At 59.9% G+C, this 19122-nt stretch carries 19 protein-coding genes; 8 read left to right on the top strand and 11 right to left on the bottom strand.

Features of this window, described 5'->3' with window-relative positions:
• Positions 1-27: 27 nt before the first annotated feature.
• Positions 28-1020, bottom strand: a complete 993-nt coding sequence (locus tag AACZ26_RS04960) for a glycosyltransferase family 2 protein (RefSeq protein WP_339619588.1) — start codon at positions 1018-1020, stop codon at positions 28-30.
• A 66-nt stretch (positions 1021-1086) separates the two neighbouring features.
• On the opposite strand from AACZ26_RS04960, the gene AACZ26_RS04955 reads away from it, so the two are divergent.
• Genes AACZ26_RS04955 through AACZ26_RS04935 form a run of 5 tightly spaced genes read left to right on the top strand, consistent with a single transcriptional unit; the run spans position 1087 to position 6032 of the window.
• Positions 1087-2025, top strand: a complete 939-nt coding sequence (locus AACZ26_RS04955; RefSeq protein ID WP_339619587.1) for a glycosyltransferase family 2 protein — start codon at positions 1087-1089, stop codon at positions 2023-2025.
• Between the two features lie 35 nt (positions 2026-2060).
• Positions 2061-3074, top strand: coding sequence for an NAD-dependent epimerase/dehydratase family protein (locus tag AACZ26_RS04950; RefSeq protein ID WP_339619586.1), 1014 nt, complete (start codon positions 2061-2063; stop codon positions 3072-3074).
• Positions 3071-4054 (top strand): dTDP-glucose 4,6-dehydratase, encoded by a 984-nt coding sequence (gene rfbB, locus AACZ26_RS04945; protein ID WP_339619585.1) that lies wholly within the window; start codon positions 3071-3073, stop codon positions 4052-4054. The genes AACZ26_RS04950 and rfbB overlap by 4 nt, the downstream gene beginning before the upstream one ends.
• Positions 4051-4905, top strand: coding sequence for a dTDP-4-dehydrorhamnose reductase (gene rfbD, locus AACZ26_RS04940; RefSeq protein ID WP_339619584.1), 855 nt, complete (start codon positions 4051-4053; stop codon positions 4903-4905). Before rfbB ends, rfbD begins: the two co-directional genes overlap by 4 nt.
• Positions 4902-6032, top strand: a complete 1131-nt coding sequence (locus AACZ26_RS04935) for a glycosyltransferase family 1 protein (RefSeq protein ID WP_339619583.1) — start codon at positions 4902-4904, stop codon at positions 6030-6032. The genes rfbD and AACZ26_RS04935 overlap by 4 nt, the downstream gene beginning before the upstream one ends.
• 15 nt (positions 6033-6047) lie before the next feature.
• Here AACZ26_RS04935 and AACZ26_RS04930 read toward each other — a convergent pair whose 3' ends face one another.
• Genes AACZ26_RS04930 through AACZ26_RS04920 form a run of 3 tightly spaced genes read right to left on the bottom strand, consistent with a single transcriptional unit; the run spans position 6048 to position 9033 of the window.
• Positions 6048-7406, bottom strand: a complete 1359-nt coding sequence (locus AACZ26_RS04930) for an LCP family protein (protein WP_339619581.1) — start codon at positions 7404-7406, stop codon at positions 6048-6050.
• Positions 7403-7906 (bottom strand): 5-(carboxyamino)imidazole ribonucleotide mutase, encoded by a 504-nt coding sequence (gene purE, locus AACZ26_RS04925; RefSeq protein WP_339619580.1) that lies wholly within the window; start codon positions 7904-7906, stop codon positions 7403-7405. Before purE ends, AACZ26_RS04930 begins: the two co-directional genes overlap by 4 nt.
• A gap of 8 nt (positions 7907-7914) precedes the next feature.
• On the bottom strand, positions 7915-9033 hold the full coding sequence (locus AACZ26_RS04920) for a 5-(carboxyamino)imidazole ribonucleotide synthase (RefSeq protein WP_339619578.1): 1119 nt from the start codon (positions 9031-9033) through the stop codon (positions 7915-7917).
• A gap of 103 nt (positions 9034-9136) precedes the next feature.
• Between AACZ26_RS04920 and AACZ26_RS04915 the strand changes: the two genes are divergently transcribed.
• Positions 9137-9754 (top strand): GtrA family protein, encoded by a 618-nt coding sequence (locus AACZ26_RS04915; RefSeq protein WP_339619577.1) that lies wholly within the window; start codon positions 9137-9139, stop codon positions 9752-9754.
• Here the strand turns inward: AACZ26_RS04915 and AACZ26_RS04910 are convergent.
• The 3 genes from AACZ26_RS04910 to AACZ26_RS04900 all read right to left on the bottom strand — a co-directional run bounded on the left by AACZ26_RS04910 (position 9653) and on the right by AACZ26_RS04900 (position 12394).
• Positions 9653-10954, bottom strand: a complete 1302-nt coding sequence (locus AACZ26_RS04910) for a UDP-glucose/GDP-mannose dehydrogenase family protein (protein ID WP_339619576.1) — start codon at positions 10952-10954, stop codon at positions 9653-9655. The genes AACZ26_RS04915 and AACZ26_RS04910 overlap by 102 nt on opposite strands.
• An 84-nt stretch (positions 10955-11038) precedes the next feature.
• Positions 11039-11578, bottom strand: a complete 540-nt coding sequence (locus tag AACZ26_RS04905; protein ID WP_339619574.1) for a PH domain-containing protein — start codon at positions 11576-11578, stop codon at positions 11039-11041.
• 3 nt (positions 11579-11581) lie between these two features.
• The gene (locus AACZ26_RS04900) at positions 11582-12394 is read right to left on the bottom strand and encodes a biotin--[acetyl-CoA-carboxylase] ligase (RefSeq protein WP_339619573.1); all 813 of its coding nucleotides are present in this window, start codon (positions 12392-12394) and stop codon (positions 11582-11584) included.
• 117 nt (positions 12395-12511) lie between these two features.
• Here AACZ26_RS04900 and AACZ26_RS04895 point away from each other — a divergent pair, with 117 nt between their 5' ends.
• Positions 12512-14083 carry an acyl-CoA carboxylase subunit beta gene (locus tag AACZ26_RS04895; protein WP_100389268.1) on the top strand — a complete coding sequence of 524 codons (1572 nt, stop codon included), beginning with the start codon at positions 12512-12514 and terminating at the stop codon, positions 14081-14083.
• A complete protein-coding gene (locus AACZ26_RS04890) occupies positions 14080-14316 on the top strand; it encodes an acyl-CoA carboxylase epsilon subunit (RefSeq protein ID WP_339619571.1) in 237 nt (78 codons plus the stop codon). The genes AACZ26_RS04895 and AACZ26_RS04890 overlap by 4 nt, the downstream gene beginning before the upstream one ends.
• A gap of 451 nt (positions 14317-14767) precedes the next feature.
• On the opposite strand, the gene AACZ26_RS04885 is transcribed toward AACZ26_RS04890, so the two are convergent.
• The 4 genes from AACZ26_RS04885 to AACZ26_RS04870 form a co-directional block, all read right to left on the bottom strand.
• Positions 14768-15817, bottom strand: coding sequence for a hypothetical protein (locus AACZ26_RS04885; RefSeq protein ID WP_339619570.1), 1050 nt, complete (start codon positions 15815-15817; stop codon positions 14768-14770).
• A complete protein-coding gene (locus AACZ26_RS04880) occupies positions 15814-17103 on the bottom strand; it encodes an ATP-binding protein (protein WP_339619569.1) in 1290 nt (429 codons plus the stop codon). Before AACZ26_RS04880 ends, AACZ26_RS04885 begins: the two co-directional genes overlap by 4 nt.
• Complete coding sequence (locus tag AACZ26_RS04875; RefSeq protein ID WP_339619568.1) at positions 17093-17803, bottom strand: response regulator; 711 nt, start codon at positions 17801-17803, stop codon at positions 17093-17095. Before AACZ26_RS04875 ends, AACZ26_RS04880 begins: the two co-directional genes overlap by 11 nt.
• Before the next feature lie 82 nt (positions 17804-17885).
• Positions 17886-19118: a TRAM domain-containing protein gene (locus tag AACZ26_RS04870; RefSeq protein WP_339619567.1), complete on the bottom strand. Its 1233-nt coding sequence runs from the start codon at positions 19116-19118 to the stop codon at positions 17886-17888.
• Positions 19119-19122: the final 4 nt, after the last annotated feature.

Raw genomic sequence — 19122 nt, 5'->3', positions numbered from 1 at the left:
TGGCAGGCAGTTCAGCTGCTCCGAGAGTCAACCGACTGGCTGAACAATGTCGCGTACCGCGTCAAGGGGACCCCGTGAATAGTGACCATATCGGCCCGCGGCGAAAGCGCGAGCGACGGAGGGGATGCGGCTCAAACGCCCCTCAGGAAGCGAATTTCTCATGCGTTCGTGTTCCAGTTTGGCCCGTGCTCGGCTCAGCTTGCCAGCGTCAACCCGCCCACCGAGCCGCTGCAGACGGTCAACAAGCACCGTCATGTTGGTTTCTAGTCGAGCATTGCGGTCACGACGCGGTTCCATCATGCGCCCAAACTTTCCGCGGAGGGAGAGTTTTGTGGCACCGATCTGGTTGGAACCGTGCTGCCGGTAATCGATCGTTGGCTGCTCAACAAAGTCCGTAGAAGCCACGGCTGCAGCAATAATGCCGAGCCATTCGTCGTGAACCCACGACGGTGGAAACGGCGCCGCAAATTCAACAAGGCTTCGACGAAAGACCGTACAAGCACCCGTCACGAGGTTGCGGCGGAGCATCACCGAGAAAGCATCCCCGGCATGGATGCTGGCGACTTCGCTCGTGCTGACGCCCAGCGCTTCCGAAAGGGTATGACCAAGCGGCACTCCGGCACCATCGACGAGCCGGGCATCAGAATGCAGGAGCGAGACAGCCGGATGCGCAGCGAATTGTGCCGCGAATAGAGCAAGCCGCCCCGCATGCCACACGTCATCCTGATCGCTCAAGGCAATGAGGTCACCCGTGCACGCGCGGATAGCCTGCTCAAAGTTCTTCGTGACGCCGAGGGTCGGAGAGTTTTCGAAGACGGTGAGCTGCACCTCGGGATAGCGAGCCACAACGGCACGAACTCGGGCAATCGTGTCGTCGCTCGAGGCGTCATCAGACACCACGAGCTGGGTCGGGGCCGGCTCTTGATCAAGAATGCTGAGCAGTTGCTCTTCGATATATGAGGCCCCGTTATGAGTGCACAAAGCCACCGAGAAATAGGGGGTGGCTGCAGTCTCGCTCATGGTTCCAGCCTAAGCGCCCCGACATGAAGTGGTGCGCATCACCAAGCCAACTATCATTGGGGAGTTATGCCTATTGATCACACCTCTGGGTCGCTCCCCCGTGTCGCGGTGCTGCTGGCGACCCACAATGGTCGGCGTTGGCTTCCGGAACAGCTCGAAAGCGTGCTCGCTCAAGAGGGTGTCGAAGTTGAAGTGTTCGCTCGCGATGATGCTTCGACCGATGGCACCGCGGAATGGCTAAGCGAACAAGCAGCCAATGAGCCCCGGCTCACTGTTATTGCCAGTGACGGAGCGTCTGGCAGCGCCGCCGCAAACTTTTACCGACTGATTCAGCTCGCCCCTGCCGACCGCGAGTACTACGCATTCTCTGATCAGGACGACATCTGGGTTCCTACCAAGCTAGCCTCGCATGTGCGACTGAGCACTCAGCTTGCGGCAGATGGGGTCTCTTCGAATGTCACATCGTTCACGAGCGACGGGGAGCGCAGCCTCGTTAAAAAGGACTTTCCGCAGCGCCGGTTCGATTACTTGCTCGAGAGCCCCGGCCCCGGTTCCACGTTCTTGATGTCGCGCCGCTTAGTGGCACTGGCCCGCGACTACCTCGACGCTCCACGCTCAGAGGCGCCGCCGCAGTATCACGACTGGCTGCTGTACGTCTTGGCCCGCGCCCACGGCTGGACCTGGCACATCGATTCCGTTCCCACTGTCGACTACCGTCAGCACGACTCGAATGTCATGGGCGCCAACGTCGGCGCGCGCTCCGCTTTCTCGCGGTTAGCTCTCGTTCGGGAGCAGTGGCACCGCGGCCAAGCTCGCCTCCTTACTCGCGTTGCGCTTAGTGTTGCTGACGACCGTCACCGCCCTGAACTTGAGCGGATGCTCCACCTCGTTGAGAACACAAACCTGCGTTCGCGCTGTGCGCTGGCTCGCCGCGCACAACAACTCAGGCGACGCCCAAGAGATCAGTGGATAATTGCGCTGTTGATCAGCACTGGTGTGTGGTGAACAATCAACCTGTCACAACTGGAGAAGGCACCTCTATGAAAATTCTCGTCGTGGGCGGTAGTGGCTTTATTGGCACTCGTCTTCTGCACACTCTGCATGAGCAAGGTCATGAGTTCACCAACTTTGACCGTCGGCTCTCCGCATCTTTTCCCGACCAGTCGGTCACGGGCGATGTGCGGTCCGCGGATGAACTCGCCGCAGCGAGCGTGGGTCACGATGCGATCATCAATCTCGCCGCCGAACACCGCGACGACGTTTCGCCCTTGAGCCTCTACACCGAGGTCAATGTGGGAGGAGCTCACGCTGTTGTCGCCGCGGCAGAAGCCAACGGCATCCAGCGCATCGTCTTCACGAGCACCGTCGCAATATACGGACTCGACAAGAACAACGCGGCCGAAGATTCAGTTCCAGAACCCTTCAACGAATACGGCCGCACCAAGCTCGCCGCCGAAGGCATCTTCAGCGCCTGGGCGAATGCGGATGCCGCTCGCTCGTTGGCAATCGTGCGCCCCTCCGTCGTATTCGGTGAGGGCAACCGCGGCAACGTCTACAACCTAGCCAAGCAAGTCTCCTCAGGCCGCTTTGTCATGGTCGGCAAGGGTGAGAACAGAAAGTCGATGGCCTACGTCGGGAATATCGTCGGGTACATCGCGAGCCGGCTTGAGGCTCCGACCGGTATTGAAATTCGCAATTTTGCAGACAAGCCCGATCTGTCGACGAAAGAACTCATCGCGATTCTGCGCGACGAAATGAACGTGCACGCAGCGAGTGGCATTCGACTTCCCCTGCCGTTGGGGATAATTGCGGGCTACGTATTTGATGCGGCGGCTAAGATCACTCGACGCACTTTCCCCATCAGTGCGGTTCGTATTCGCAAGTTTGCGGCCGACACGACAGTGAACACTGATCGGCTTCGAGAGTCTGGCTACACTGCCACCTTCAGCCTGCAGGAAGCACTCAAGCGAACCCTCGCATCAGAGTTTCCCGCCACTGGTGCATCGGCTTCAACCGCTGCTTCGACGCCCACTACAGACAGGAACCCCTCATGAAGATTCTCGTGACCGGCGGTGCCGGCTTTATTGGCTCCAACTTTGTGCGTCGCACGATCGAAGATACCTACCCGGGCCTCGCTGGCGCCGACGTTGTGGTGCTTGATGCCTTGACGTATTCGGGCAACCTCGAGAACCTCGCTCCTGTCGCCGATTCGCCCCGCTACAGCTTTGTTGAGGGCGACATCCGCGACTCTGAGCTTCTCGACAGCTTGCTCGGTGACATCGACGCGATCGTTCATTTTGCTGCGGAGTCGCACGTCGACCGCTCGGTGCGTGATGCGAGCGCTTTCGTTGAGACCAACGTGCTCGGCACGCAGCGCTTGCTCGATGCGGCTTTGCGCGCCAAGACTCCTCGTTTCGTTCATGTCTCCACCGACGAGGTGTACGGCTCGATCGACGAAGGCTCGTGGGATGAGCAACGCCCACTTGAGCCCAATTCGCCCTACTCGGCGTCCAAGGCCGGCAGCGACCTGCTCGCTCGCAGCTACTTCCGCACCCACGGAATGAACCTGTCGATCACTCGCTGCTCGAACAACTACGGCCCGTATCACTTCCCCGAAAAGCTCATTCCGCTGTTTGTGACCAACCTCATTGATGGCAAGCATGTTCCGCTCTACGGAGAAGGCAACAACGTGCGCGACTGGCTACACGTTGATGATCACTGCCGCGGCATCGCTCTCGTCGTCACCGGTGGTCGCGCTGGCGAGATCTACAACATCGGTGGCGGCACCGAACTGACAAACAAAGAACTTACCCAGTTGCTTCTCGATCACACGGGGAGGGACTGGTCGTCAGTCGACCGCGTTGACGATCGCCTTGGCCATGACCTGCGCTACAGCGTTGACATCTCCAAGATCCAGTCGGAGCTCGGCTACGAACCTCAAGTCCCCTTCGAATCAGGGCTCGCGGACGTCGTGCAGTGGTACCGCGATAACCGCCAGTGGTGGGAGCCGCTCAAAGACAAGGCCGCCCTGTGACCCGTATTGCTGTAGTCGGCTCGGGCGGAATGCTCGGCACCGACCTCATGCATGCGCTCGGTAGCCACGATGCAACAGGCTTCACGCGCGCTGAGCTCGATATAACCGACCGCACAGCAGCGGTGGAATTGCTCAGCGGCTTTGATGTGATCATCAACGCCTCTGCCTACACTCGAGTGGATGACGCCGAAACTGACGAAGAAAACGCGCACCTCGTCAATGCCGTCGGCCCCCACAATCTCGCTCTCGCCGCCGCACAGCACGGGTCGCGACTTGTGCAGCTCTCGACCGATTACGTTTTCGATGGCACAGCCACGGAGCCTTACGCCGAGGACGCGCCCCGTCATCCGGTATCTGCATACGGGCGCACAAAGGCTGCTGGCGAGCTTCTCGCCCTGGAGCACAACCCTGGTCGCACAGCTATCGTGCGCACTGCATGGCTTTACGGCAAAAATGGCAGCAACTTTCCGCGCACAATGCTCACGCTCGCTGCTGGTCGCGAGACGCTCGACGTCGTGAATGATCAGCGCGGACAGCCAACCTGGACTGGTGACCTCGCCGCGCAACTCGTCACCCTTGTCGAAGCAGGCACTCCTGCCGGAATCTTCCACGGAACCAACTCTGGAGAGGCCTCGTGGTTCGATCTTGCCCAAGCCGTCTTCGTCGTGGCCGGCCTCGATCCTGATAGGGTCAAGCCGACCGACAGTTCAGCTTTCCAGCGGCCCGCACCACGACCGAGTTTTTCTGTTCTCGGCCACCGTGCGTGGCGAGATGCCGGGATCGAGCCGATGCGTGAGTGGAAGCAGGCCCTTCAGGCCGCCTTTGAATCAGGAGCGTTGACAGCCGAATGACCACTCTGCGCGTCATTATCGATGAGATGCTTTCGCCGACACCGGGCAGTGTTGCTCGGTACTCCGAAGAGTTGACGCGTGAGCTGATCAATGTTGCCCCAGCCAATTGCTTCGTCGAGGCTTTCGTGTCGGCCTCCACCGACGCTGAGTACGCCTTGATTGCTGATCGCTTGCCGAACCTCGCCAAGCTGCATAAGAGCGCACTAAGCCGCAGAGAATTACGTGCTTCGTGGCACCATGGCTTCACAAAGGTGCCCGGTCAGGGCATGTTGCACGCCACGAGTCTGCTGGCTCCTCTGCGGCGTCATGACCGCCTCAATCGCGGCGAACAGATCGTCGTGACTGTGCACGATATCGTCGCGTGGACTCGCCCGGAATCACTCGGCAGCCGCCAAGCAAGCTGGGCGCGCGCAATGCTGAAGCGCGCTGAAAAATACGCAGATGCCATCGTTGTTCCTAGCCATACGGTCGCTCAACAGCTCGACGACATTGCGAACTTTGGTGATCGCATTCGAGTCATTAGCGGTGCGGCGAGCGCAAGCTTGCGCATCCCCGAGAACATTGATGAGCGCGCGAACGAACTCGACCTGCCGCAGCGATTCTTGCTCGCCATCGGGGGCCTTGACCCGCATCGCGGAATCGACCATCTCATCCTCGCACTGCGCGAACTCGATGATGACGTCGTGCTCTTGCTCGTCGGGCCCGAACCTGACGACCAGACTATCGCGGAATTCCTTGACGCTGAGAAAATCAGTCGAGAGCGCGTGCGCTGCCTCGGAACGATCAGCAACGATGACCTCTCGGTTGTGTTCGACCACGCCTCCGCATTTGTCTATCCCAACCTCGATGTTGGTTTCGGGATGCCCGTGCTTGAGGCTCTCTCGTTTGGCATCCCCGTTGTTCACTCCGATGCCCCAGCATTGCTCGAACTCGCCGCCGACGCGGGCGTCGTTATCGAGCGGGAACCCGCAGAGGGGTATTCCCAAGCACTTGCTGAGGGAATTACGCGCGTATTGAATGACGCCTTGTTAGCGGAACGCCTTTTCTATGCGGGGCAAGACCGTGCCCGTGCCTTTAGTTGGCGGATGTCGGCAGAGAAGGTCTGGCAGCTGCACGCTGACCTCTAAGAGCCCTAACGTCCGCTATTCGCTGCCCTCAGCTGGAACGCTCGGCGCTGTAACGTCGGCGACAAGCTCGCGAACGTAATCAAAGTCGGGGTACTCCGGATCAATATCGTTGGCCGGGACGAGCTCAAGTGATCCGATCGGCAGATTTCTTGTTTTCGACGCCAAATTGACGAAGTAGCCCAAGCTGCCCTGAGGAATATCAGTCGTCACAACCTTAGAGCTCGCCGACGCAATGGCTTGGAATTTCGTGAGAACGTTCGCGGGCGTGAACTGCTCGACTACCGCCTGCTGAAGCTGGCGTTGACGCGCCATACGGTCGTAGTCGGTCGTGTCGTGGCGTGAACGCGCGTACCAGAGTGCGTGATAGCCATCCATCACTTGCACACCAGCGGGAATCCATTCAGCGACGATCGTAAACTCGGCATCCGCGTGAATCGGCACCGCCTCCGCGACGTTTATCGTGACGCCACCGAGCGAGTCGATCAAGTCGCTAAAGCCTTGCATATCGATCAGAGCGTAGTACTGGATTCCCAGCCCAGTGATGCCCTCAACGGCGTCGCGCATGGCTTCGATTCCCGGTGAACTGCCGTTCGCTGCGGCATCCGGATACAGTTCAGGCGTATTGAGCTCGACCTCGGTGTAGATGGAGTTGAGGAGGCACACATCGACGTCGCACCCATAAGCCCCGTAGCCGTCGGGGTATTTATCGGCGAGCGGGGAACCGGCAACGAAGGGCGTGAGCTCCATGTTGCGCGGCAGGCCAATCAGAACGGCCTCTCCCGTTTCGGCATCGATGCTTGCGAGCGTGATGCTGTCTGGACGAAGCCCGTCACGGTCAGCGCCCGCATCGCCTCCAAGAAGAAGAATGTTGTAACGCCCATCGATGGGCTCTTTCGTGGGGGCTGCGATGAAAACATCGCTCAAGAAGGTGTTGGCGGTCGTCGCAACATAAGCACCGTATCCAGCAGTGCCTGCAACGACAACGAGCACGATCGCGCTAAACGCGGCAATGACTGATCTGCCCCGGGGCGTGGCTTTCGCGAGTCCGGAGATGCTCCACGCATTGAGGGTGAGGACGACCCACAGAACGGCATAAAATGCCAAACCTAGCGCAATCGCCCAGAGACCAATGGTGCTGCTGCCGACTGTGAGCAGCACCGCAGGAGCGAGGGCGGAGAGCACAAGGGCAAGCACCACTACAAGCGCAAGAATGAAGCTCGCCACGACTCCGAAGCGACCCAGTTTGCGGTTTCCTGCCAACAGCTGAGCGGATCCTGGAAGGAGAATATTGAGGCCGAGAAGCCACCATGCGCGCCTCGTCATCGTGGCCGCCGAACGATCGGCGGGCTGACGAAGGGAACTTGTCGCGCTCACAGGCTCGCGTTCAATGCAGTGTTTTTTTCTTCGACCATTGCTTCGAGCCCTGCCGCATAATCGGCAAGCTTCCCAGTGAGTTCTTCATTACCCGAACCAAGGATTCGCGCCGCGAGAATGCCGGCGTTTCGCGCTCCCCCGATGGATACTGTCGCGACGGGAATGCCTGCAGGCATCTGCACGATCGAGAGCAGTGAGTCCATGCCGTCAAGGCGTGCGAGCGGAACAGGAACGCCAATTACGGGCAGAGTGGTGACCGACGCCAGCATGCCAGGCAAATGAGCTGCGCCACCCGCACCCGCGATGATCACACGGATGCCGCGGCCTGCAGCCTCCTTGCCGAACGAGATCATTTTCTCCGCACTGCGGTGGGCAGAGACCACACTGACTTCGTGCTCAATTCCGAAGTCTTTGAGCGCCGCCGAAGCGTCGACCATGACCTTCCAGTCGGAGTCTGATCCCATTACTACAGCTACTTGCGGTTGAGTCACGGATCCCATGCTAGGTCTCAATCCTTCAGAATTGCTGCTGCGGCACGCGCCCGGTACATGACGTCATCGAGGTCATCTCCACTGACGTTCACGTGGCCAACCTTGCGTCCGGGGCGAGGCGCTTTGCCGTATTCGTGGAACTTCGCTGAAGGTTGGTTGGCCAAGGCTACGGGGTAACGCTCCGCGATAGTTCCAGAAGTGGGGCCGCCAAGAACATTAATCATGACCGTCCACGGCGAGCGCGCAGCAGTCACGCCGAGGGGCAAGTCGAGCACGGCACGCAAGTGTTGTTCGAATTGGCTCGTGACCGCGCCATCCATCGTCCAGTGTCCGCTGTTGTGCGGGCGCATGGCGAGCTCGTTGATGAGAAGCGCGCCGTCGGGTGTTTCAAAGAGTTCCACAGCCAACACGCCGGTAACACCGAGTTTCTCGGCGACAGTACTGGCGATGCTCGCGGCCGCCTGCACGAGCGGCGCAGGCGTGCCCGGGGCTGGTGCGATGATTTCTGCGCAGACACCATCCTGCTGAATCGACTCGACGAGAGGCCAGAGCGCTATCTCACCACTCGGGCGCCGGGCAGCGAGCTGCGCAAGTTCCCGCGTAAACGACACAAGCTCTTCGGCCAGCAGCGGGCTGCCCGCTTCGAACCAGTCGACAACCTCTGCTGCCGTAGTCACAATACGAACGCCCTTGCCGTCGTATCCCCCTCGCGGCGTCTTGACGATAACGCGACCACCGTTGTCAGCGAGAAAGGTCTCAAGCTCGGCAGCGTTCGACACGCTAGCCCACACGGGAACCGGTAGACCAAGCCGCGTCAGCTCCTGACGCATCAGGATCTTGTCCTGAGCGACCGCGAGCGGAGCGGGACCCGGATGCACGGAAACACCTGCATCAACGAGCGCAGCGAGAACGTCTTGAGGCACGTGCTCATGGTCAAAGGTGATGACGTCGACGTCGCGAGCGAATTCGAGCACAGTGGCGGTATCCGTGTAGTCGCCGACCTTAGTCGCCGCCAGCGATGCAGACATTCCCTCGGTCTCGGCGAGAACCCGCAAGTCGAATCCAAGTTCAACCGCGCGTGGGATCATCATTCTGGCCAGCTGGCCTCCGCCAATAACGCCGACGATCGGTCGCATCCGTGACTCCTGCACTATCTAAGATGATGCCCAGTTTCGGGCTTAGGTTGGCGGGTTAGACTTCCAACCGCCCTGCCCCATTCTTGTCTACTGGAGAGATCACATGCGAAAGCTGCTCGGCCAGTTTCTACGTTTCGGCGTAGTGGGGCTCGGTGGGCTCGTGATCGATGTCGCAGTATTCAATCTGTTGCGTCTCACAATTCTCTCACCTGACATGCTCCACGAGGGCCCAGTGGTCGCCAAGGTGATCTCCACGACACTCGCAATCGGTGCGAACTGGGTCGGCAATCGTCGATGGACGTTCGCAACAGCGGGCCGCACGGGTGCCACGCGTGAGGGTGTCGAATTTGCGATCGTGAGCGTCGCTGGCATGGGAATCGGCCTCTTCTGCCTCTGGGTCTCCCACTATGTTTTCGGCTTCACGTCGCTGCTCGCCGACAACATCGCGACCAACGTCGTCGGCCTCGGCCTCGGCGCTATCTTCCGTTTCGCGCTCTACCGTTGGTGGGTTTTCAGCCCGAGTCGCAGCGTTCTCGCGGCCGAGCACTCGGCAACACAATCCGCTCTCGCCGCAACCCACGTCGCCCAGGTCGCTATGGATGCCGCGGCAGAAGCAGCGCTAGGGACGACCGAGCGCGCGATACGTCCAACCGGCCTCACGCCACTGCACCGGGTCCAGACAGTTACGACCGTCGAGGATCGCGCGCACCGAAACGACTGAATCGAGTTCGCTCGGATCAATGGCGCGATACTCACGCCATTCTGTGAGCACGAGCACGACATCGGCATCTTTCGCTGCCTCCCGTGCGCTGTCGACATAGTTCAGCCCCGGCCGCAATCGACGCGAAGTCTCAATTGCTTGAGGATCCGTCGCCCGTACGTCGGCACCCAGTTCTGCCAACCGTGCCGCAACGTCCAGTGCCGGAGAATCGCGAACGTCGTCGGAGTCGGGCTTGAACGCCAGGCCAAGAACAGCGACCCGCGCACCCTCGATCGTGCCGCCCAACACTTCACGGCACAGATCAACCATGCGCTCGCGACGACGAAGGTTGATCGCATCAACCTCGCCCAGAAAATTGAGGGCATCGCCCGCACCCAATTCGGAGGCGCGGGCCATAAATCCGCGGATATCTTTCGGCAGGCAGCCACCGCCGAAACCGAGACCGGCATTGAGAAAACGACGACCGATTCGTTGATCGTAACCAATGGCATCAGCCAACTGGGTCACGTCGGCACCGGTGACTTCAGCGACCTCAGCCATGGCATTGATGAACGAAATCTTGGTCGCCAAGAAAGCATTAGCGGCTACCTTGACGAGCTCCGCTGTCGCAAAGTCAGTGATGACTCGCGGGATACCTTGAGCCAAAACTGAGGCGTAAACCTCGTCGAGGAGGGCTACCGAGTGCTCGTCTCCCGAACGCACACCGTAAACAAGTCGATCAGGGCTGATGGTGTCTTTAACCGCGTAGCCTTCGCGCAAGAATTCGGGGTTCCACGCTAGTTGCGCGCCCACCGCTTCGATCTGCACTGCCAGTCGCTCGGCGGTGCCTACAGGAACCGTGGACTTACCGACCACGACATCGCCGGGCGTGAGGTAAGGCACGATCGCGTCAAGAGCCGCTTCGACGAAGCGCAAATCTGCAGCATTGGAATCTTCCTGCTGCGGTGTCCCGACGGCGATGAAGTGCACTGTTGCACCCTGCGCACGACTCATATCTGTCGTAAATTCGAGCGTGCCAGCGGCCAAGGTCTCGGCGAGAAGTTCCGGCAACCCCGGTTCATAAAACGGCGCGTGAGCCGAAGCCAACGAATCGACCTTCACCTGATCAATGTCGATACCTACGACCTCGTGACCCAGCTTCGCGAGAGACGATGCGTGGACCGCGCCGAGGTAGCCGCATCCAATAACTGAAATCTTCACGCTGCGCACCCTATCTGATGCGGGTTGACAATAAATGTCGTGCCGACGTAGATGGTTCAGTTAGCGCGACTTCAGCGCACTCTTTTAGCGCGTTCCCCACACGGTGGTCTCGTCAGAAGGATGCGATTCTTCGCGCTGGCGACGCATCGAGACGACGTTTTGGTTGTTCTCCATAAGGTCGTGCAGCGCCGCTTGAGTGAGCGTCACGGAGGGGATGTCCCGAAGAACGACCGGATGATCGTGGCCCGCGTTAATGAGCAAATCGCCGCTGCCGAACATCCGCTGAATCCACGACTGCCGAACCGTGACGTCGTAGCCGCGGCTGTGGAGAAGTTCTTGGCGAACCCGCACGAAGACACCACTCGACAGCACCACTCTGCGCGTCGTGATCGTGTAATTTCTGGCCAACCACGCGAAGAACGGCAGAAACCAGGCAACAAAAATCAGCAGCAACCCTGCCGTCAGCAGCGCCACGTTTTGCCAGGTCTGCGGAAAACTGCCAAAGAAATAGCCGAGCGCCCCCGCAGTCGCAATAAAGACGATGCCGGGAAAGACCAACGCCCTCGCGTGCGAGCGCACGCGAGCAACAATGGCTTCGCGCTGAACGCTCATCTCATGGGGCATAGGTCATTCATACCGCAGGTGAGTGACGTCGCCCGCCGCGACGTGCTGCAACAGTCCGTTCGTATCGTCTTTGACAACAAGCTGCCCCTGATCATCGACGGTTTCAGCTGTGCCGAAGATTCGACTACCGCCCGGCAGCTCGACTCGCACGCGGCGACCGACAGTTCCGCACTCCGCGCGCACGGCATCCGCGATTCCGCTACGTACGGCATCGAGTCCGCCAGCCACAAATTGATCGATGAGGTCGACAAGCTCGGTGAGATAGCAACTCAGGGCCTCATCCAGGGTGGGCTCGGCCCCCTCCAAGAGAAGGGAGGTAGAAACGGATGTCGGCAGCTCATCACGCGCAATCGTGAGATTGAGCCCTGCGCCGACGATCACTCCCGTGCCCCCCGGCACCAATTCGGAGAGCAGGCCCGACACCTTCATACCTTCGATCTGCACGTCATTGGGCCACTTGAGGGTGACGGCGCGATCGTTCACAAGCGAGCGCACTGCCCGTGCCATCGCAAGACCACCGATGAGAGGCATCCATGACAGGGCCTCGATCGATGAATGCAGTGGCGAAACGTAGACAGACACCGCGAGGGTTTTGCCCGGTGGGGCCAGCCATTCGCGCCCGAGGCGCCCCCTCCCAGCCGTTTGATTGGTCGTGACGAGCGCAGACAGATGGGACGCTTTGCCGCTCGCCGCTCGCGCAAGAAGTTCTTGGTTCGTCGAGCCGATCTCCTCGAGGTGCTCAAGCAGGGGAAGAACGGCAGTACTCAATGGCAAGTGCATCGCTTCAGCGTAGAGGGCCGCACGGACGGCTGCCATGCGCTTCTAGTGTTTCCTCAATGAAACCGCGCTCAAACTTGTGGGTTCCGCCAACCCCACAAGCAGAGGTTGGGTGGGTAAAGTGACACAGTGACCGAAGACAATACGACTCCAGACATGTTCACGACCGCCGGCCGGATCGCCGACCTCAAGAACCGCTATCACGAAGCCGTGACCGCCAGTGGTGACGCAGCGATCGAGAAGCAGCACGCCAAGGGCAAGATGACGGCCCGCGAACGCATTGAGCAATTGCTTGATCATGGCTCGTTCGTCGAGCTCGATGAGTTCGTTCGTCACCGCACCCACGCTTTCGGTATGGAAAAGAAGCGCCCGTATGGCGATGCGGTTGTGACCGGCGTAGGAACAATCCACGGTCGCCAAGTTGCCGTGTACGCGCAAGACTTCACGATCTTCGGTGGCTCACTCGGTGAAGTCGCCGGCGAGAAGATCATCAAGGTCATGGATCACGCGATGAAGACCGGTGTTCCGATCATCGGAATGCTCGACTCCGGCGGAGCACGTATTCAGGAGGGCGTAGTTGCTCTCGGCAAATATGGCGAAATTTTCCGTCGCAACACTCAAGCTTCGGGCGTCATCCCGCAAATCTCCATCATCATGGGCCCGGCTGCCGGCGGCGCCGTGTACTCCCCCGCGCTGACCGATTTCGTGATCATGGTCGACAAGACAAGCCAAATGTTCGTCACGGGACCGGATGTCATTAAGACCGTTACCGGCGAAGACGTCGGCATGGAAGAGCTTGGCGGCGCGCTCACGCACAACAAGGTTTCGGGCGTCGCCCACTATCTTGCAAGCGATGAAGAGGATGCCCTCGACTACGCGCGCACGCTCGTCGGCTTCCTGCCAGACAACAACCTCTCGGATGCTCCCATCTACGAGAGCGAAGTTGAGCTAGAAATTACTGATGAGGATCGCAAGCTCAACACGATCATCCCCGACAGCCCGAATCAGCCCTATGACGTGAAGACGATCATCGAGCATATTGTTGACAACGGCGACTTCCTCGAAACCCAACCGCTCTTCGCCCCCAACATTGTCGTCGGCTTTGGTCGCGTTGAGGGTCGCTCGGTGGGCATCATCGCCAACCAGCCTCAGGCGATGGCGGGAACCCTGAACATCGAAGCGGGCGAGAAAGCAGCTCGTTTCGTGCGATTCTGCGACTCGTTTAGCATCCCGATCCTGACGCTCGTTGATGTTCCCGGCTACCTGCCCGGAACCGACCAGGAGTGGACAGGTGTTATTCGTCGTGGCGCCAAGTTGCTGTACGCCTACGCCGAGGCGACTGTGCCTCTCGTTACCGTCATCACTCGCAAGGCCTATGGCGGCGCCTACATCGTGATGGGCTCCAAGCAGTTGGGCGCAGACCTCAACTACGCATGGCCGACCGCTGAGATCGCTGTCATGGGCGGCCAAGGAGCCGTCAACATCTTGTACCGCGGCGAAATCAAGGCGGCCGAGGCAGCCGGTGAAGACGTCGCGGCAGTACGGACGCGCTTGGCTAACGAATACACCTACAACGTTGCCAGCCCGTTCCTCGCTGCCGAGCGCGGGGAACTCGACGGGGTTATTGAGCCAGCCGCCACTCGCGTGCAGGTAGTGAAGGCGCTGCGTGCGCTGCGTACCAAGCGCGCGAGCATGCCTCCGAAGAAGCACGGAAACATTCCGCTGTGACCGGCGCGGACTCTCACGAGGAACCGGCGGAGATTCGCATCCTCTCGCAGAACATCACGCCGGAAGAAGTGGCGGCGGTCACTGCCGTCGTACGGGCGGCCTTACTGGAGTCAGCGGAGCTTGCCGGCGCGGATGACGTGCCTCCCGCCTCGGCGTGGGCACGGAGCCAGCGCCCCCTCCGAGAGCCACTGAATCCGGGGCCCGGAGCGTGGAACGCGAGCGCTCGGCGCTAAGAAGAGGGAGTGCATTCCAGCGTGCGGCACCCTGTGCCCCCGCCGCAGTCGTACCCCAATTGCAGCGGAAGGATTTCGCCTAAAACCGCAGGAATGCAGGCAATTTCATACAGAACATCGCATATTGTCCCCCGGTAGTCCCCCAAAGCACCGACTTTGTTAGTTGTTTGCGTGGTGCAGAATATTAACTGCTAGGTGAATCTCCATAGGAGTTACACCGCCAAAGATTGGCCGACTAGGGTAAGCGGGCCAATTCTTTGGGGGCGGATCAGGACGATATTCGGGTTATCGTCCTGATCCGGGTTCTAGCGAAGGGTCGGAGAAGTGCTTCTTATAGCCACTCCGGCCCTTCCGCCTTTAACCCGCAGCCTGTGCGTGCGCGCACACGGACGCGCCGCAATCGAGGCGAGCACGGCACAACAATGATGTGACGCGGGAAACCAGCAGTCCTTTAAGAACCGATTGCGCCAACGCGGGGAATCTCAAGCCAGATGTCGACAACATCTTCCTCGAGTGAGTCTTGACCGAGAGCGCTTGATTCGCCGTCGCCGGCGCTGTGCAGTCCAACTACGGTGATTGCAACATCCGAGCCTTCAGGAACGGTGCGCGCGATCACCTTATCTGCGCTTGTCGACTGGATCGCCTGCGCAAGTCTGTTGAGTACACGATCGAGATCCTCATCAGAGAGATCGTCAATGCCGCCCTCGTCAAGCAGCGTGACCGTGGCCCCTCGACGGCGGGCAATCATCACTTGATCACGCACAGCATCATTGAGAAGCTTTCGTCCGCGAATCTCGTCACGAATTGCTCCTTCGAGGTTGAGACAATCGCGACGCTCGGCGTCGGAAAGGTCGCCGCCGGTTTCTCGAATGCGCTCAAGCATGACAAGCGCCATCGAGCCGGTCTGTTCGAGCCTGAACTGTCGCTCGTGCACGTGAGCGTCTTGAGCCGCCTGCCAATCAGTCGCCTCTTGCTCTGCCAGAACAAAGCGCTGCGCATCTTTGGATGCTTTTGCGAGCCCGCTGCTGAGCACGTGCGAGACAGCAACCCAGGATGCGCTGCCGACGATTCCGAGGCTGAACAATCCTGCGGGACCTACGGGGCCCAGGCTGAAGGTGTGTGCGACGAGAAAGCCAATGCCCAGCCAAGCGAAAGTGTGACGACCTCGGGTCGAGGTGATCGTGAGTAAAGTTCCGCTGGCGGCGACATACCACGTGGCGTAGCCTGTGCCACCCTCACGAGTGAAGTCGAGTTCGTTCGCGACGAGCAGCGATATTGCAACGACAGTAGCGAAGTTGAAGGTTGCCATCCACACCGGCATCCGCACAGGACCCCACGGGAGCAAGCTCACGATGGTCGCGACGCCGTAGAGAGCCATCGCCAAGTAGATGGGCCCTGGGCGTTCAGGGATATCGATCGTGTAGTTAGCCAACACGATGTGGTACGCCGAGAACAGCGCTGCCATGCCGACGATCAAGTAGCGGGGCACTCCGATATTCACAGCTCACCCTCCGGATCGTCTTCTGCCGCTGACAAGTCAGCCGCGGTAGACATCTCATCGCTCACATTGCCGTGGGGCCACTGAATACAAATCTGAGTGCCAACCCCGGGCACCGATGCAATGGCCGTTCGACCTCCCGCATTCGCGACGCGTTCTACGATTGACACGCGTACGCCGAGCCGTTCTTGCGGAACGTGATCGAGATCGAATCCGCTTCCCGTGTCAGTGATGAGGACTTCGATTCCATTGCCCTCGAGACCTCGAACCTCGACGCTGCGCTCAACGTCTAGGCCACCTGCATGTTGGAGGCTGTTCATCATGGCCTGCACCGCAGCGGAGTGCACCGCCTCCGCCGCCGCCACGGGCAAAGAACGCGCCCCGACACTCCGCACGGCACATGAAAAGTTGGAGGTAAGCAACTCCGCCGATGTCACCACACGCTGGGCAAGGTCGGTGGCTTGGATTGTGGAGATGTCATCAGGTGACGTAGCTGCCGCTTCACGCAGGTGACCAATTGCATTACCTGCCATCACAGCAGCGAGGCGTTGCGCGTCTGGCGAATAGGCGCGCGCCGCCGAGATGAAGGTCGTGAGAACGCTATCGTGCACGATCGAGTCAACTTGCACGCGTTCCACCTCAGTGGCGTGCTGACGAACCGCATTTCCGTAGCGCTGCAATGCGGTTGCTTGTGCCTTGTCGACGTTCGTAGCGGCTTGCCTCAGCATCGTCACAATGATCATGATCGCACTGCCCAAAATGAGTGCGTAGAAAGCCTCGAGAAAAGCAAGCTGCAGTGGCGCATCACCACCCACCGGCAGGCTGCGCACGATCAGATATACCAGAGGTGCGGCGAAGAGATAGATCGTCGCTAGGACCCGGTTGAAAGCAATCGCTGCCATCGCCGTCGCTACCGTAATGAGATAGTTCAGCCAGTGGATTCCGCTGAATACTTCGATGCCAGGAATAACAGTGAATGGCCAGCTCACGAGAGCCAAGAAGTAGGCCACTGCAAACGTCCCATGCAGGGCACGCACTGCACGGTTCGCAAACGAAGCAATTACCACGACAATGAGTAGCCCAAACAACACGGGAACTACAGTGATGAGCCACCACGGCTGAGATTCGTACAATTGCCCGAGCAACCACGGAACTGTTTGGGCTCCAAAGACGAGTCCAATCACCGCGACTGATCGCGATATAACCCGCTCAACCTGTTTGCGGCTGATCGGGTTTCGCGGCTGCTTTGCCGTGGGCGCCGGCCGCGCCATCGTGACGCTAGTGGCCATCGCCACCTTCAGAATCCAAGCCGGGAAGGATGCCGTCTTCGACTGCGCGGCGGAGAAGGTCAACCTTGGTCGGCGCGGGGCGACCAACTTCGACGTACTTCACTCGAATACGGTCGAGGTACTCACGCGCAGTCGAATAGCCGATACCCAGCTGCTGGGCCGCCAGCTTGAGCGGCAATCCCGAAGCATAGAGGTGAAGAATCTCGCGTTCGCGACGGCCGAGTTGGGCCTTTGAGAAGTCACGGTCCGCATCAATCGCCGTAGCCCACTCAAGGTTGTTGAGCACTTCGCCTCGAGCAACGGTTGCGGCAGCAGCAAGCACAGTCTTGGTCGCCGATGACTTAGGAATCACACCGGCAGCCCCCGCGGCGAGCGCCTCACGAACGCTAGCCACTCGGTCTGCGATGCTGTGCACGAGAACGGCTGATCCAGTGGCTTGAACGTTTTTGACGTTGTCGGTGACGGTCGAGCCGTCTCCGAGCGAGAGGTCGAGAACCACGACGTCAATTTCACGCCCGTTGAGCCCCTCAACGAGCTCTTTGACCGTGGCTGCCGCGAGCACAAAGTTGTAGCCTTCGTCGATGAAGGCAGCTTTCAAACCCAATCGAACCGATTCGTGGTCATCAACGACCGCAACGCTTATGTCGCGTTGGGCGTTCGCTTGGGGCGTTTCTGTCCCGGATGGTTCGGTCTGGGCCATGTGGCGTCCTCCTGAGTATCTGTGCCCTATCGTAGCCGCGATAGAGCGCGATCATGCCGGATTAGTAGACCAACACACGTACTCAACCGCGTGTGAACAGTCCAACCGCTTCGACGTGGTGAGTATGAGGAAAGAGATCGAATGCGCGAACCTTCGTGAGCTCGTAGCCTCGCTCAGCGAAGAACGCGACGTCTCTAGCGAAAGCAACCGGGTCACAGGCGACATAAACAACCTGAGCCGGGTGTGCCCGGGAAACCAAGTCGACGACTTCACGCCCGGCCCCTGAACGTGGCGGGTCGAGAATGATCGTCGCCTTGTCGAGTCGCGCGCGTTCGGTCGCGCTTGCTTCTTTCACATGCTGGCGAAGCCACCGGTCGACGCGACCCGTTTCAGCGTGAGCTCCGAGCCACTCAGACAGGTTGTTCGCAGCGTGGTCTGTGGCGGCCGATTCCGCCTCGACCGAGGTGATCTTGGTCGAGGGTCCAAACTTGTCGCCCACGGCCGCCGCAAATAGTCCAACGCCGCCATAGAGATCCAAATTGGATGCCGCAGCGTCAAACAATTCGGGGTCGATTGCGTCTTGCACCGCAGCGGTGAGCACTTCGGCAGCACCATGGTGAACCTGCCAGAAGCCGGAATCGAGCAGTGTGAACTCGCGCTGACCCACCGTTTCGGTAATGACTTGTGGCTTCTGCTTGCCCATGATGAGGCGAACGCCGCCACTACTCGGGTTGAGAATATCGACACGGTCGAAGCCGTCGAAGTTCTCATCGAGCGGGGCTCCGGCCGAGAGCTCGGGGGTGGCGAGCGGTAGATCGGCGACAGGAATCACTCGATGGGAGCGTGCCGCGAACGGACCGACGTTGCCGTGTTCGTCAACATGGAGGCTGACGCGAGTGCGCCATCCGAGTCCTTTGCGTTCATCGTCACCGGGTACCGCCTCAACGCGCGGCGCGAGCGTGACCTTGGCCATTCGCTCGAGAGCTTCGCTGAGGATCTGCGCTTTGAGTTCCCGCTGGTGGCCGAGTTCGATGTGGCCGAATTCGGCTCCTCCCGCCCGGTTGTCGGGGTCACGATCAACGCTCGCCGCCGACCACACGTGGTCTTGACGGTGTTCGCTCGGCGTTACAACCTTTACTGTCTCGGCACGCCAAAACGACTTCTTTTTGTCGTCGGTAATGCGCGCGAGCACGCGTTCTCCCGGAATCGCATCGGAGACAAAAACGACACGGCCGTCGTGCCGCGCCACACTGACACCCCCGTGCGCAATATTGGTAACGTCTACTTCGATCATCTGGCCAAGCAATTCACCCATCCCT

Source organism: uncultured Salinibacterium sp., assembly GCF_963974405.1.
Classification (GTDB): Bacteria; Actinomycetota; Actinomycetes; order Actinomycetales; family Microbacteriaceae; genus Rhodoglobus.
The sequence above is the reverse complement of the archived record's forward strand: the minus strand, read 5'-3'. Positions and strand labels throughout refer to the sequence as shown.